Genomic DNA, 15847 nt, shown 5'->3' with positions numbered 1-15847 from the left:
CCTCTTTTGAATTTACTTGCTTTTCTTAAGCCAGGGCATCATATCTCTAAGCTCTCTGCCCACCTTTTCAATGAGATGTTCGCTGTTCTGCCTCTTTAATGCATTAAATTGAGGTCTTCCTACCTGATTTTCAAGGAGCCATTCCTTTGCAAATTTTCCTTCCTGTATATCTTTAAGCGCCTCATACATAGCTATTCTTGACTCTTCTCCGATAACCTTAGGGCCAGTTATATAGTCTCCCCATTCGGCAGTGTCGCTTATAGAGTAGCGCATATAGCTCATGCCGCCTTCATACATAAGGTCAACTATGAGTTTGAGCTCATGCAGACATTCAAAATATGCTATTTCTGGCTGATAACCAGCTTCAACCAGGGTTTCAAAACCGGCCTTGACCAGTTCAGTTACCCCTCCGCAGAGCACACATTGTTCTCCAAAAAGGTCAGTCTCGGTTTCTTCTTTAAAAGTAGTTTCGATAACCCCTGCCCTGGTGCACCCTATACCACAGGCATAAGCTAATGCAATTTCTTTAGCCTTTCCGGTATAATCCTGTTCTACTGCAACCAAACCAGGAACCCCTGCTCCTTCAGTATACATTCTTCGAACCAGATGTCCCGGGCTCTTGGGAGCAACCATAAAAACATCTACAAAATCAGGCGGCACTATCTGCCCATAGTGAATATTAAAGCCGTGAGAAAAACCTAATGCATCTCCTTCTTTAAGATATGGTTTAATTTCCTTTTCATAAACAGCAGCCTGAATCTGGTCAGGAACTAGAATCTGAATAATATCACCCTTTTCTGCTGCTTCAGCAACGGTCATCGGGGTAAGTCCAGCTTCAATAACCGCATTCCATTCAGCTTCGGTTGCTGCGTCAAAGGGTTTTCTCAAACCAACTACCACATTAAGTCCGCTATCTTTAAGATTTTGAGCCTGGGCATGTCCCTGAGAACCATATCCTATTACTGCAATAGTTTTACCTTTAAGTAAATCTAAATTAGCATCAGCATCATAATACATTTTAGCCATTTTTAAAATTCCTCCTTATTATCAATTTTTATCTTTTAACCTCTAGATCCGCCCCTCACCATGGCGATCTTGCCTGTCCTCACTAGTTCTATTATGCCAAAAGGCCTCAAAGAATCCTCAATAGCATCAATCTTGCCCGAATCTCCTGTCGCTTCAATAATTAAAGAATCGCGGCCTATATCTACAATCCTGGCCCTAAAAATCTCTACAATCTGCACAATCTCTGTCCTCACTGTCGCATCAGCCTTAACTTTTATAAGGACTAGTTCCCTTTCCACCCTTTTTTCTTCTGAAATGTCAACAATCTTTATTACATCAACCAGTTTATAAAGCTGTTTAGTAACCTGTTCAATAATGCGGTCATCGCCATTTACTACTATCGTCATGCGTGAAATGCTGGGATTTTCCGTTTCACCTACTGCCAGGCTTTCTATGTTATAGCCTCTTCGTCTGAACAATGTAGCTACTCTGGTTAAAACCCCCGGTTTATTTTCTACCGTAACTGATAATATGTGCTTTTTCATATTAATCAGTCACCCCCTAACATCTCTATAAGTGACTTCCCGGGCGGAACCATAGGATAAACATCCGCTTCGCGTTCTACCCAAAAATCTATAACAACCGGACGATCTTTTATTTCTAAGGCTTCTCTTATAGCCTTTTCCACTTCAGATGAATCCTTAATCCTCATTCCGACAGCTCCATAAGCTTCTGCCAGCCGGACAAAATCAGGCTGGTGGCTAACATCAGTATAAGCATAGCGGCCTTTATAAAATAATCCTTGCCACTGTCTTACCATGCCTAAATATTGATTATTCAGTATACATATGATGACCGGCAATTTATACTGCACTGCGGTTGCCAGTTCCTGAATATTCATCTGAATACTGCCATCTCCGGCTATATCAAAAACCGGAAGATCAGGCCTTGCAACCTTGGCACCGATGGCAGCGGGGAAACCAAATCCCATCGTTCCTAATCCACCTGAGCTGATAAATGTTCGCGGATATTTGAATTTATAATACTGGGCAGCCCACATCTGGTTTTGGCCTACTTCGGTTGTAATTATGGCTTTCCCCTGGGTTATTTCTGATATAACTTCGATTATATGCTGCGGCATAATCCTTTCTTCGGAAGGGGCTCCGTAAACCAGCGGATATTCATCTTTCCAGCGGTCAATCGTCTTATGCCACTCAGTGTATTCTTCTACGGAATCCAAGCGCTGGTTTATTGCAGCCAAAACCTCTTTTACCTGCCCTACAATAGGAACATCTACATCCACATTCTTTCCTATCTCAGCTGCATCTATATCTATATGAATTATCCGGGCATGAGGAGCAAAATCATCCAGCTTACCAGTAACACGATCGTCAAACCTTACCCCTACTGCTATAATAAGGTCGCTTTCCGAAATAGCATAATTGGCATAGCGGGTGCCATGCATTCCTAGCATACCTAAGGACAGATAATGATTGGAAGGAAAAGCTCCCATCCCCATTAAAGTAGTAGTTACAGGTATTTTCCTTTTTTCTGCCAGTTCTCTAAGTTCTAAGGATGCATCTGAGGAAATCACTCCTCCACCTGCGTAAATTACAGGTCGTTCTGCTTTTCTGATTAAATCAACTGCTGCTATAACCTGCCCGGAGTTAAATCCTTTCATAACCCGGTATCCTCTTATACAGATTTCTTCTTTATCAGACTCATAATCGATTACATTTTCCATAACATCACGGGGCAAATCTACAACTACCGGTCCTGGACGATTAGTCCGTGCGATATAGAAAGCTTCCCTTACCACCCTTGCCACATCTTCAGTTCTTTCTATCAGATAATTGTGTTTGGTAATGGGAAGGGTAATCCCTGTTATATCCGCTTCCTGAAAGGCATCTTTGCCTATCATATGGGTTGCTACCTGTCCAGTAAAACAAACTAGAGGAATCGAATCCATATAAGCAGTGGCTATGCCGGTAACCAGATTAGTTGCTCCCGGCCCTGAAGTAGCTATACATACCCCCACTTTGCCTGTAGCCCTCGCATATCCGTCTGCTGCATGGGCTGCTCCCTGTTCATGGCGTACCAGAATATGCCTTATATTTGAATCATAAAGCGCGTCATATATCGGAAGAACTGCTCCACCTGGATATCCGAATATGGTATCTACCCCTTCTTCTTCCAAACAACGCAGTAAAATCTGGGCTCCTTTTAATTTCACAGGCTCACCTCCACTTTCTTCTCCCCGCTTTTAAATTATGCCTCTTAATATTTAAAAACAGGTTAATCAAAGCTTAATTTTTATTAAATAGTTTTGATATTGAAAATTTTTTATTTAAAAAGCGGGCCTGAACGCCCGCCTAAAATCAGCCCGGCTTATTTTTTAAAAACTGCACCACTGCTGGCTGATTCTACCATCTGGGCGTATCGTTTCATATATCCAGTTTTTATCTTAGGTTCAGGATCTTTATAATTAGCCCTGCGGGCTTCTAAAGTCTTTTCATCTACTAAAAGCTCCAGTTTGCAGGCAGGAATATCTATTCGTATAATGTCGCCTTCTTCCACTAAAGCAATAGTCCCTCCTGCAGCAGCCTCAGGAGATACGTGGCCAATAGAAGCACCTCTAGTAGCTCCGGAAAAGCGCCCATCGGTTATAAGAGCAACATCTTTGTCTAATCCCATTCCAGCTACTGCAGAAGTAGGTGTAAGCATTTCCCTCATACCTGGACCACCTTTAGGTCCTTCATAGCGAATAACGATTATATCTCCTTTGTTTATCTTTCCGCCCAGTATAGCCTCTACTGCCTCTTCTTCCGAATTAAATACCCTGGCCGGCCCTTCATGTTTCATCATTTCAGGGGCTACTGCTCCTTTTTTAACCACTGCTCCATCAGGAGCCAAGTTGCCAAAAAGTATGGCAAGTCCCCCACTTTCACTGTGCGGGTTGTCAACCGGCCTTATAACTGAATAATCCAAAACTGTTGTCTTCTTAATATTTTCCCCTATTGTCCTACCAGTTACCGTAAGGCAGTCAGTCTTTATCAACCCTTTCTTGTTCAGTTCATTATAAAGAGCCGAAATGCCCCCTGCCCGGTATAAGTCTTCCATATGATGTTCTCCTGCCGGGCTTATTTTACATAAATGCGGAGTAGTTTTGCTTATTTCATTAAAAAGATTCAAATCTATATCTATTCCTGCTTCATGAGCAATTGCCATGAGATGCAGGACTGAATTGGTTGAACACCCTATAGCCATATCCAGGCGAATGGCATTATAAAAAGCATCAGGTGTCATAATATCCAGAGGTTTTATATCTCTCTCTAAAAGCTCCATAATCTGCATCCCTGTCTTTTTAGCCAATCTTATTCTCTCAGAATATACTGCAGGAATAGTGCCATTACCGGGCAAAGCCATACCTAAAGCTTCGGTAAGGCAGTTCATGGAATTGGCAGTAAACATACCCGAACATGATCCACAGGTAGGACAGGCACTTTCTTCCAACTCATAAAGTTCCTCCTCAGTCATTCTGCCGGCAGCCGCTGCACCTACCCCTTCAAAAACCTGAGACAAACTCACCTTCTTATCCTTGAAATTACCGGCCAGCATAGGACCTCCGCTTACGAATATAGAAGGGATATTTAAACGGGCAGCAGCCATAAGCATACCGGGAACTATTTTGTCACAGTTGGGTATAAAAACCAAAGCATCAAAAGCATGGGCAACAGCCATAATTTCAATCGTATCGGCAATAAGCTCACGGCTTGCCAGTGAATACTTCATGCCAATATGGTTCATAGCTATGCCATCACATACCCCAATAGTGCTGAATTCTAAAGGAGTGCCTCCTTTAAGCCTTACCCCTGCTTTTACAGCTTCTGCAATTTTATCCAAATTTATATGTCCTGGAACTATATCATTTTTAGAATTGACTATTCCTATAAGCGGACGATTAATCTCTTCGTCAGTCAACCCCAAAGCCTTAAACAAAGACCGATGCGGGGCTTTTTCTATCCCCTTTTTAGCTCTTTCACTGCGCATAAGATCCTCCTCCTTTCTTCACATGGAGAAAATATTTTTCCATCCAAAACAAATATGATATCTATCTTGCAGAAAACCTAAAAAAACAGGTATAAAAAAACCCTCTCAACCCGTTCAGGGACGAGAGGGATTTCCCGCGGTACCACCCTGCTTGTCGCAGAAAAATGCGACCCCTTTAAGTACATTTCCAGGTTTGATAACGGACCTGGAGATCCGGCATCACCTACTTGACTCCTGAGAAAAGTCTTTCAGATCGCAGCTCCGGGATGATCCCTTATGAAATATTAATACCAGGTTCTCAGCTACCCCCGGCTCTCTGTGATTAAGTGATTTCATAAGTCTTTCCCTTCACAGCCTGTTATACGATTTACTTATTTATCTACATAGTATATTTAAACCATCTTCTTCTGTCAACGGTTTTTTATTCAATTTTCCATCTGGTTTCTAACTTATCAATATAATCTTTAAAGCTAACCATACGCCCCCTTTTTTTAAAGCGTCTTTTTCCTTCATTATTCCTCATTCGCTTAAACATATCCCACAAAAGGACTTGTCCTTCAATACTTTGTGTAGCTTCCTTAGGGCTCATTCCCTTTAAAACATTAAGCCTTGATTTTACCCATTTATTCAAATATGCTTCTTTCAGCACATTTTCCAACTCCGGATAAGTTTTTAGCACCTCGCTGTTTAAGTGGGCAAAAATTCCTTCCGAACGCACTTCAATCCCTACAAACTCCAAATAATTACAAAGACCTCGGGCTAAATTCGCCCTTAAAAAGCTCAAATCATTCTCACCAAATACAGACACTATTAAAAACTCTTCATCCAAAAGATATTCTGCTAAAAAAGACTTTTCCTCGGCTTCCCCTTCAAACTGATAAAAAACATCACAGGCATCTCCCATATTATATGAACAATCAGCCAGGTTAGTTAAAAATTCCCTGACTTTAAGGCGGTTTTTAACCAAATAGCGGGCAGATAGAAACCGCATCCCATCAGGTAAACTCTGTTCATGCCCGTAAACAAGAACATCTTCAAAACTGGCATATTCACCCTGTATGTAATTATAAGCAGTAACCAAATCTACTTCATACTCTCTCTTAGAAACCAAAGTATCTCTGGCTTTTACTTGGATTTCATCGGCAAATTCAGTCAGAAACTCGTAATCCAATCCAATAACTACAAACTCATCACCATTTATCAATATATCTGCGGCAGCAGGCTCTAAAAATGATATTCCATAATCCCAATCATCTTCAAACTCAGAACTTGACAGCTTAAGGTGAATACCGTGAGGTATCTCTCCTGCTACTTTAATAAGCCTAACTTCCTCTAAAAAATCAAAAAGCTTATTAATATCTTCTATTTCATAAACAAGGCAAAAGAAGTTTACTTCAGCCGGATCTAAATCAAAATAAAACTTATCTTTTATTTGTCCGGAAGCCTTAACAGCATTCAGTTTCCACTTCAAATCTTCATCTTCCTTGAGGGTAAATTCAAAATCATACCTGAAAAAACCAGCTTTAGTCATTACTTTCATATAAGCACTTACCTGGACAGCCTCCCGCAAAAAAATAACTTCATTCGCCCGTGCTTCCAGAAGCATATTCCCCGGCTCCAAAGCCGGATTTAATACTTCATACAGAACCGAAGATTTCAACTCATTTCTGTCTATAATAGATTCAATATAAATATAATCCCTTTGTTTTAAAGCATAAAAAAGGCTGTTTACAAGCTGCCGCGGCATAAGCCAATCTGAAACTTTGCGAGTAATAGAATAATCTGTATTTTCATTTGTAATAACCGGAAACTCAAGATATTTTTTATACAAAAATTTTCCAGGGGCTGGACGCGTCATATTTTTCTTATTTATCTCATAAGCCTCTTTTAAGAGAATACAAACCTCTTCAAAGTTCAACTCTACCATATCCAACATTTCTCGGCGTTCCGAAACATATCTTTTTACCGGAATATCATTAACCGGGAAAAAACTGTGAATACCTTCCATATCATAAGCCAGATAAAAACATTCCAGAGTAAGGTCTTTAGCCTTGTTATACCAGGCCACCTCTAAGCTTATCCTTCCGGTCTGACGGCTTAAACTGGCATATGCTTTATAAAAATCCCCTTCAAAAAAAGAAATCCCATCTACATCTATTCCTGCCATACGATATTTAGTCAGAGCCCTACTGCATATTGCCTCTAGCTCCTCTCCATACTCTTCCCTGAGCAGTTTAAAAAATATCGCCAAATCTTCATCAAAAAGCGAAGCCAAACCTTCTAAAATATAATCCCTTATTTCATAGGGAATTTCCTCTACCACCTCTAAAATTATTAACCTTCCCTCATTATCGTGAATTAAACTTTTTATATCCAAAGCCAAGCTTTTTAAAAGCGCTTTCGGGATACACAACCTTTTCTTCATATTCATCTCCTGCAGATATACTTTAGTGCTAACAAGTAATTTAACACTTTATGTGTTAAATAGCAAACAAAAGTCTATCCTATCAATTATCTTCCATATTACATTAAAAATGATTATATGCAATTTTTAAACATAAAATCGCAAAAAAATAATTTACTCGGCAGGAAGTAACGGGTAAGATGAAGAAAATACCTTTCGGGAAACAAAATATCTAAAAAATAATCTTCTAGAGGGTGCAGGATGATAAAAGTAAGAATCGAAAACTTAACGCCTGATATGATAGTTGCCCGCAATATTTACAGCAGCGATGGCCGTATACTTTTGCATGCCGGCATTAAACTAAATGAAAATTACATAAACCGCCTGAAAAATCTAGGCATAATCTCTGTATACATAAAAGACGAATTTGACGATGAATTAAACCTGGAAATAAGAGAACCTGTATCAGAAGAAACCCGGGCAGAAACAATAAAAGAAGTAAAAAATGCTTTTGAAGCCTTAGAACAAAACCGCAGCATGAATACCCGCATGGTCAAAAGCATGGTAAATAAAATACTCGATGAAATTCTCGATAACCACGACATCCTCATAAATCTGTGCGATATACGAACTTTTGACGACTATACCTTTGGGCATTCAGTCAATGTCTGCATACTCTCCATCATGGCCGGCATTACCATGGGCTATCATGATTTAAAACTTAAAGAACTGGGAATAGGGGCACTTTTGCATGATATAGGAAAAGTATACCTTGACCCGGCGGTTTTAAATAAACCTGACGATTTAACCCGGGAAGAATATGCAGAAGTTAAGCGCCATACCGAATATGGTTTTGAAATACTTCGAAAATATCCGGATATTCCCCTGCTTGCTGCTCACATAGCATTTCAGCATCATGAACGCTGGGACGGTCAGGGGTATCCCAGGGGGCTTGCCGGAGAAGATATTCATGAATATGCGCGCATAGTAGCTGTAGCAGATGTCTATGACGCACTCTTATCTGACAGGCCTTATCGGCCTTCCTATACCATAAATCAGGCTATAACTATTTTAAATCGTATGTCAGGAATTTACCTTGATCCCAAATGCATCACCGCCCTTGTTGCCAACATAGCTGTATATCCGATCGGAACCATTGTAGAATTAAACACCGGCGATATTGGGATAGTAGTAGATGTAAACAAGTCTGCTCCTACCAGACCAATCCTGAAAATGATATACAATAAAACTACGAACAGATTATATCGCCCTTATGAAGTAGATCTTTCCAAATTAACTACCGTAATAATAACCCGTTCGCTCACCAGGGAAGAATTAGGGGAAATACTGAAAAACTGAAAAAATAAATAAAAGGAGGAAAAATAATGTTTTTCACTAAAGCTGGAGAACACAACACAGAAGAAACTGTAAAACTGGCTTTAAAAAAAGCAAAAGAGCTAGGTATTAAAGATATAGTAGCAGCTTCATGCGAAGGGGAAACCATAAAAAAAATCCTGGCTTTTAAAGATTCCGATCTCAATCTGGTTTGCGTAACCCATCATACCGGCTTTAAAGAACCTGGAATAAACGAAATGAAGAGTGAAGTCCGCAAAGAATTGACTGAAAAAGGAGTAAAAATTCTCACTACAACCCATCTTTTTGCCGGAGTTGACCGGGCTATCCGCAATCATTTTGGAGGAGTATATCCTGCGGAAATAATGGCACAAACCTTAAGAATTTTCGGTCAGGGGGTAAAAGTAGCCGTAGAAATAGCAGTTATGGCACTCGATGCCGGGCTCATCCCGTACGGTAAAGAAATAATCTCCATAGGTGGAACTGCCAGCGGAGCAGATGCTGCCATTGTCATAAAACCTGCCCATTCCAACTATTTTTTTAACACTGAAGTAAAAGAAATCATCTGTATGCCGCGAGATAAAAAGCCTGAATAAAAAACCTTTTTTTCAGCCAAACTAAAATGGGTGATAAATTTGGCTGAAAAAATAATAAGCTTCATTTTGCTTCTCATCTTGGGAGGAACCTTTATTTATCTCCTGGCATTCAAGGTTATTCCGACCATTTTAAACAAAAAATAGGAACCACAGCGATTATTGTGGTTCCTATTTTTATTACTGCAAGACTACATAAAGCCCGGAACTCTGCTGCCACTCAGCCAGCAAAACCTCCTTAATATCCCTTACCCCCCGTTTCTCCAGCTCTTTTTTAAGCCATTTCTCATTAAAACCTGTCAACTCTAGATTATCCTTAATAATTTCTCCATCCAGAATTACTGTAACCGGAAGTTCCGCAGTTTTTACCGGTAATCCTAAATCAGCTAAAGTAGGCGTATCATATTCAGGTTTTTTCATTATACTGCACGAACCATCCCTCTCTAAAATGGCATAAGCTACTTCCTTTATTGAAAAAACTCCCTTCTGCCGCAGCAGATTTTGCAGCTGGTTTATATCCATTTTATTTTTCCTGAGCGTTTCTTTGTCAATTTTCCCATTTCTTATAACAATTGAAGGCGTGTCGTCTATATAATAGCGAACTGCGTTTAATTTTAAAGTAAGATAGCTGGCAGCCAAATGAAGTAAAGCCCAGAAAAAAAGTGCATAAATGATATAAAAAATGTTTACTTTGGGCTCATAAACAGCCGCTCCTACCAGTTCGCCCAGAACAATAGCCGTTATAAAATCTAAAGGATGCATCTCCCCTATCTGAGACTTGCCTAAAATCTTAATAATCCCCAGCAAAACTAAAAAAGAAGCAGATAATTCCAAAGTTATATGCACAAAATCTTTCAGCAAACAAACTACCCCTCATGTATGATTCTAAAAAATATTATTAAACCTGAGCCCCTTTCCTATTCATTTCAGCCTGAAACATCCTAAAAACATTTCGAACCGAAATACTTTTTAATCTGGGGACGGTTCTCAAATTCAAAACTATTTTATTTTCGAAATAAAATAATCCCCAGGATGCTTGCTTCATAACATCCCGGGGATTAAAATTACAGTTTAAACTGAATTATTATATCCTGAAGTTTCTTCCCTAAACTTTCCAAATTTTCACTTATTTCTTTTATTTTCTGAACTGCTGTCAACTGTCCCTGAGTAATTGCAGTTACTTCTTCAGCAGAAGCTGCCGACTCTTCAGTAACAGCCGAAATATTTTCAATAGACCGGGTTATTTCCTCAACTGAAGCTATAACCTCTTCAAAAGCAGCTTTTATATCATGAATCGACTGGTCAATTTTATCTGCACCTTTTTCTATATCGTTAAAAGCAGCAGCACTTTCATCCAGCGATTGTCCCTGTTCATTTACCAGGCTAGCAACTTCTTTTACCTGATCTACGGTTTTTGATACTTCATTCTGCACTTCTTTTATAATGGCTGCAATATTAAGGGTAGCTGCCGAAGTTTCTTCTGCCAATTTGCGCACTTCATCAGCTACAACCGCAAAACCCCTTCCAGCTTCTCCCGCTCTGGCTGCCTCAATAGCTGCATTTAAAGCTAAAAGATTAGTTTGCTCGGAAATTCCGGTTATAACCGTAACTATTTCCCCTATTTCTCCTGTTTTTCGGCTTAATTCTTCTATTACCCCTGCTACTTCATGGGAAGTAGCAACCGTTTTATTCATCTTATCCTGCTGAACTTTCATAATTCCGGTTACTTTATCTACAATCCCTTTAAAATTAGCTGACTGGCTTGCAATCTCTTCGGTAGTCTTTCCTACCGACTGCATGGAAATATTAACCTGACGCGCCAGTTCACTCATTTTAGCTGCATCTTCCGCCTGGGAAGAAGCAGCTTTTGCTACCTGTTCTGAACTGGCGGCTACCTGTTCAGAAGCAGTCTGGGTTTCTGAAGCTATATTAACCAGATGGGAAGAAATCTGGTTCAACATACCAGAAGTCTGGCTCATATCTCCAATTATCTCACGCAGATTCCGGTTAAGATCAGCAAACGCCTTCTGTAAAATCCCGTATTCAGAATTGCTGGTCTGTTTTATATCCTGGGTTAAATCTTTCCGGGTTATTCTGGAGACCACTTCAACCATTCCTAAAATCGGTCGGGAAAAAGCTCCAGACATATACCACATAAAAATTCCCAAAGCCAAGAGAACAACAAGAATTGCTATTACATTCTGTTTTAACATAACCACAAGCGGGGCAGAAACTTCTGCTACGGTAATATTTGTCGCCAATGACCAGCCGGCAACGCTGACCGGAGCATAAGCCAGATATTTCTTTTCTCCTTTAAATTCATACTCGGCAACACCGGTCTTTAAAGCCACCATTTCTTTCCCAATAGCAGCCATCTGGTCACCCAGCTCAAACTGATTAAGCTTTAATATGTAATCTTTATTAGGATGTGCCACACAATTGCCCTGGCTGTCCATCATATAGGCATAGCCGGTTTTCCCTATTTTTATGCTGGTTACCAGTTCAACGAGTTTATCCATCTTAAGCGAAGCCCCTAAGGCACCTGCAAGCTGTCCATTATCATAAATCGGCACCACCATAGGAGCCACCAGATTCTTCGTCGCTTTGGAAATAAGCGGGCTTGCAATATTAGCTTCACCCTTTAAAGCCTTTTTTACATATTCACGGTCAGATAAATCAGCATAAACACCGGCATCAGTAATTGCTCTGCCGTCAGGCCAGATAAAGTATAAATTATCATAGGCATCTGATTTAGCCTTTCTTAAAATATTCACTATCTCAGCATCATTCATATTTATAAAGTTAACACCTTCAACCACCGCCAAAAGCTTAACCTCATTCAGCTTTCCTTCTAACTCGGCATTAATTTGTCTGCTGTAGCCTAAAGCCACATCCTTACAGTGCGCAGTTATCTCTTCCCTCAAAAGCTTGCGCCCGTTCACAGTAGTCACTGCCCCCTGTATTATTCCGGCTATAATACAAGCTAGAAGTACTGAAACAAGAATTTTAAACCTTATGCTTTGAGTAAACTTTAATTCCATCCTTTCCCCTCCTGTTTTATAAATGTAAATTACTAAATCATTAATTTTAGACTTCTATCATATTCGCCTTACTCGATTTTTTTCCTGCTTATTTTCCAAAAAAAAAGGACTTTTTTCGTGTTTTTTTTCAAATTAACATTTATCAAAAAACAGCCGGCTTTTCCTTTAATAAGAAAAACCGGCTGTCCCAATTCTGGATTAAGTTAAGTTTACTGCGGTTTATACATGCCTTTGGCATTCATATAATTAAAAATACCTTCTCCATGTTGCTGTTCTTCCTTTTGAATATGGTTCAAAATTTGGCGAAGGTTACTGTCCGTAAATTCAAATATCGCCGTGTTGTAAGTGTCAGAAACATATTTTTCCGTCATAAGCATGTCGCTGCACAATGCAGCATCTTGAGGATTGCCTGCCCCCGGCTGTATTCCTCCGGCAATCGGCATGCCCTGCGACCCCTGCCCACCCATAGCAGGAAGCTGTCCGCTTAAAATCTGATTAATAGTGTCATAATGCTGCTGTTCTTGCCTGGCATAAGCGGTAAAAATCTGCTTTAACTGAGGATCAGTCGCCTTGCTGGCATACTCATTATACTTTTGGACACATACCTGTTCATGTTTTTTCTGGTCTTCTAAAAGCATTCTTTCTTTCTGGGTTAAATTTACCACTTTCCATCCACCTCCTTTATTTATTTTGTTACAAAAACTAATTAATATACGCTGAAATTCAAACTAAGACCAAAATCAAAATCTGCGTCATATTTATTGCTGCCTAACCGGTTTTATGTTATTCTGTTCTAAAATAGGGAGAAAACTGGGAGAGGGTGTTTTCATGTATCAGGTGGAATGTATTTTTAAAGGATATGCCAAAAAGAGCGAACTCTTAACTAAAATTCCAATAAACTTCATAAAAAACCCGGATATTTTTGTCCAGGAATTCAAAGTGGTAACCGAAGAAAATCCTAAAACCGATGAAAATACTAATTTCCAGTATTATGGTGAACTCGGCATCCTCCTGGTGGTAGAACAAAACAACACATTGATAAAACTTTTAGAAGAAATTAGCAAAACCATAAATGAATTGGTAGCAAAAAACAAAGTAAAAATTATAAGTACCGATATAGGTTTCGAATTCTACGAAAACGGAGAGCCTAAAGCAGGCAAACATCTGTTTACTTTTGAAGAAGAACAATGACATTAAAAAAAGGATAGCCGTTTAAAGCTATCCTCTTTTTTATTTATCCTCTTTAAGTTTTCTTTCCAGTAAAGCCTGAACGGTAAGTGGCAAACCAAAAAGATTGATAAACCCAGCTGCATCTTTATGGCTGTAAATTTCACTAGCTCCAAAAGTTGCTAATTCTTCATTATAGAGGGAATAAGGCGACCATGAGGCTACTGCCTGGCAGTTTCCTTTATAAAGCTTTACTTTTACCGTCCCAGTCACAGTTTTTTGGGTTTCGTTTACAAAAGCATCTAACGCATATCTCAGCTTGCAGAACCAATTGCCGTCATAAACCAATTCAGCATAGGTTATAGCCATTTCCTGTTTAAATTTAAGGGTGCGTCTATCTAAAGTAAGCCTTTCCAGTTCATCATGGGCAGTATACAAAATAGTTCCTCCCGGAGTTTCATAAACCCCTCTTGATTTCATGCCTACCAACCTGTTTTCCACTATGCTTACAATCCCTACGCCATTTTCCCCGCCTATGCGGTTTAATTCAGTTAAAAGCTCAACCGGCCCATATTCTTTTCCATTTATAGAAACAGGCACCCCTTCTTTGAAGCCTATTTCCAGATAAGTCGGCTTGTCCGGGGCTTTTTCCGGCGGAACAGTCAAAACATAAAGGTCATCTTTAGGCTCGTTGGCCGGGTCTTCTAAATCCCCGCCTTCATGTGATATATGCCATAAATTGCGATCCCGGCTGTAAATCTTATCTTTGGTAACCGGCACTTCAATACCGTGCTTCACGGCATAATCGATGGCATCTTCTCTGGATTTTATGTCCCATTCCCGCCAGGGAGCAATTATTTTAAGGTCCGGGTTTAAGGCTTTGACTCCCAACTCAAACCTGACTTGGTCATTTCCTTTACCGGTTGCCCCGTGGCAAATGGCAACCGCCCCTTCTTTTTCCGCAATTTCCACCATTTTTTTGGCAATAAGCGGACGGGCAAAAGAAGTCCCCAAAAGATATTTTTTTTCATAAACTGCTCCTGCTTTAAGCACCGGAAAAATATAATCCCGTACAAATTCTTCCTTTAAATCTTCCACATATATCTTGGATGCCCCCGACTTTATGGCTTTTTCCCTTACCGGTTCCAATTCTTCACCTTGTCCTAAATCGGCACAGAAAGCTATTACTTCATATCCGTAATTCTCTTTAAGCCAGGGGATAATTATAGAAGTATCCAATCCTCCTGAATAAGCTAAAACTACCTTTTCCATCTTTTCTGCCTCCTATTTTTTACATTATGACTGCCATTATTGCTTTATGGGCATGCAGGCGGTTTTCCGCTTCTTCAAAAACTACCGACTGAGGTCCGTCCATAACTTCATCAGTTATTTCCTTTCCTCTTTTAGCCGGCAAACAGTGGAGAACAATGGCATCTTTCGCAGCCAGGCTTAAAAGCTCGCTGTTTACCTGATAAGGCCAGAATTCCTTTTCTTTTTCTTCCGCTTCATTCTCCTGCCCCATGCTTGCCCATACATCAGTATACACTATATCCGCATCTTTGACAGCCTCTTTAGGGTCATTAACAACCCACAGCTTAGCCCCGGTTTCTTTCGCATCTTCTCTGGCTTTAGCCAAAATTTCTGCATCTGGTTCAAATCCTTGTGGGCTTGCGATTACCACATCCATTCCTACTTTAGCTCCCCCAAACAAAAGGGAATGAGCTACATTGTTGCCATCTCCGATAAAAGCACATTTAAGCCCTTTTAAAGCCCCCTTATGTTCCTGAATAGTCATAAGGTCTCCTATCACCTGAGTAGGATGAAGCAGGTCAGTAAGGCCGTTTATAACCGGAATCTCAGCATGATAAGCCAGTTCTAAAACCTCATCATGTGAAAAAGTACGTATCATTATCCCATCTACCATACGGGAAAGGACTTTAGCCGTATCTTTTATAGTTTCCCCCCGTCCCAGTTGAATATCACGCGGGCTTAAAAACAGGGCATGTCCTCCCAATTGATACATTCCCACCTCAAAAGCTACCCGGGTTCTGGTAGAAGATTTCTGAAATATCATACCCAAGGTTTTACCTTTAAGATAGTGATGCTCTATTCCCTCTTTCTTCATCTTTTTTAAAGCATGTCCTACTTCCAGGATATAAGCTATTTCTTCAGCGGTAAAATCGTGAACGCTTATAAAATCCCGTCCCCTTAAAGTATCATTAATCTTAAACATA

General features: G+C 40.0%; 13 protein-coding genes and 1 other annotated feature. Of the genes, 3 read left to right on the top strand and 10 right to left on the bottom strand.

The window, feature by feature from the left end; genetic code table 11:
* Window positions 1–12: 12 nt before the first annotated feature.
* From ilvC to H0Z36_RS00845, 5 genes are all read right to left on the bottom strand, one after another.
* A complete protein-coding gene (gene ilvC, locus H0Z36_RS00865) occupies window positions 13–1026 on the bottom strand; it encodes a ketol-acid reductoisomerase (RefSeq protein ID WP_296862981.1) in 1014 nt (337 codons plus the stop codon).
* Window positions 1027–1061: 35 nt separating this feature from the next.
* Window positions 1062–1550 (bottom strand): acetolactate synthase small subunit, encoded by a 489-nt coding sequence (gene ilvN, locus H0Z36_RS00860; protein WP_296862979.1) that lies wholly within the window; start codon window positions 1548–1550, stop codon window positions 1062–1064.
* 5 nt (window positions 1551–1555) lie between these two features.
* Window positions 1556–3238 (bottom strand): biosynthetic-type acetolactate synthase large subunit, encoded by a 1683-nt coding sequence (gene ilvB / locus H0Z36_RS00855; protein ID WP_296862977.1) that lies wholly within the window; start codon window positions 3236–3238, stop codon window positions 1556–1558.
* A 155-nt stretch (window positions 3239–3393) separates the two neighbouring features.
* Complete coding sequence (ilvD, locus tag H0Z36_RS00850; protein WP_296862974.1) at window positions 3394–5055, bottom strand: dihydroxy-acid dehydratase; 1662 nt, start codon at window positions 5053–5055, stop codon at window positions 3394–3396.
* A gap of 113 nt (window positions 5056–5168) precedes the next feature.
* Window positions 5169–5416: a binding site (T-box leader), on the bottom strand.
* A gap of 60 nt (window positions 5417–5476) precedes the next feature.
* Entirely contained in the window at window positions 5477–7480 is a 2004-nt protein-coding gene (locus H0Z36_RS00845; RefSeq protein ID WP_296862972.1) for a hypothetical protein, read from the bottom strand.
* Window positions 7481–7720: 240 nt separating this feature from the next.
* Here H0Z36_RS00845 and H0Z36_RS00840 point away from each other — a divergent pair, with 240 nt between their 5' ends.
* Together H0Z36_RS00840 and H0Z36_RS00835 are read left to right on the top strand one after the other, a co-directional pair.
* Window positions 7721–8818 (top strand): HD-GYP domain-containing protein, encoded by a 1098-nt coding sequence (locus tag H0Z36_RS00840; RefSeq protein WP_296862971.1) that lies wholly within the window; start codon window positions 7721–7723, stop codon window positions 8816–8818.
* Window positions 8819–8844: 26 nt separating this feature from the next.
* Window positions 8845–9408: a pyruvate kinase alpha/beta domain-containing protein gene (locus H0Z36_RS00835; protein WP_296862969.1), complete on the top strand. Its 564-nt coding sequence runs from the start codon at window positions 8845–8847 to the stop codon at window positions 9406–9408.
* Between the two features lie 177 nt (window positions 9409–9585).
* Here H0Z36_RS00835 and H0Z36_RS00830 read toward each other — a convergent pair whose 3' ends face one another.
* The 3 genes from H0Z36_RS00830 to H0Z36_RS00820 all read right to left on the bottom strand — a co-directional run bounded on the left by H0Z36_RS00830 (window position 9586) and on the right by H0Z36_RS00820 (window position 13111).
* Complete coding sequence (locus tag H0Z36_RS00830) at window positions 9586–10266, bottom strand: DUF421 domain-containing protein (protein WP_296862967.1); 681 nt, start codon at window positions 10264–10266, stop codon at window positions 9586–9588.
* A gap of 203 nt (window positions 10267–10469) precedes the next feature.
* Window positions 10470–12446, bottom strand: a complete 1977-nt coding sequence (locus H0Z36_RS00825; RefSeq protein WP_296862965.1) for a methyl-accepting chemotaxis protein — start codon at window positions 12444–12446, stop codon at window positions 10470–10472.
* Window positions 12447–12655: 209 nt separating this feature from the next.
* Entirely contained in the window at window positions 12656–13111 is a 456-nt protein-coding gene (locus H0Z36_RS00820; RefSeq protein ID WP_296862963.1) for a spore coat protein, read from the bottom strand.
* A 163-nt stretch (window positions 13112–13274) separates the two neighbouring features.
* Between H0Z36_RS00820 and H0Z36_RS00815 the strand changes: the two genes are divergently transcribed.
* Window positions 13275–13637, top strand: a complete 363-nt coding sequence (locus H0Z36_RS00815; protein ID WP_296862961.1) for a hypothetical protein — start codon at window positions 13275–13277, stop codon at window positions 13635–13637.
* Between the two features lie 39 nt (window positions 13638–13676).
* Here H0Z36_RS00815 and H0Z36_RS00810 read toward each other — a convergent pair whose 3' ends face one another.
* Both H0Z36_RS00810 and argF read right to left on the bottom strand, forming a co-directional pair.
* On the bottom strand, window positions 13677–14885 hold the full coding sequence (locus H0Z36_RS00810; protein ID WP_296862958.1) for an argininosuccinate synthase: 1209 nt from the start codon (window positions 14883–14885) through the stop codon (window positions 13677–13679).
* 19 nt (window positions 14886–14904) lie between these two features.
* On the bottom strand, window positions 14905–15846 hold the full coding sequence (gene argF, locus H0Z36_RS00805) for an ornithine carbamoyltransferase (RefSeq protein WP_296862956.1): 942 nt from the start codon (window positions 15844–15846) through the stop codon (window positions 14905–14907).
* Between the last annotated feature and the right edge of the window lies 1 nt (window position 15847).

The sequence above is a fragment of the Thermosyntropha sp. genome (assembly GCF_017656155.1).
Taxonomy (GTDB): Bacteria; Bacillota; Syntrophomonadia; order Syntrophomonadales; family Syntrophomonadaceae; genus Thermosyntropha.
The sequence above is the reverse complement of the archived record's forward strand: the minus strand, read 5'-3'. Positions and strand labels throughout refer to the sequence as shown.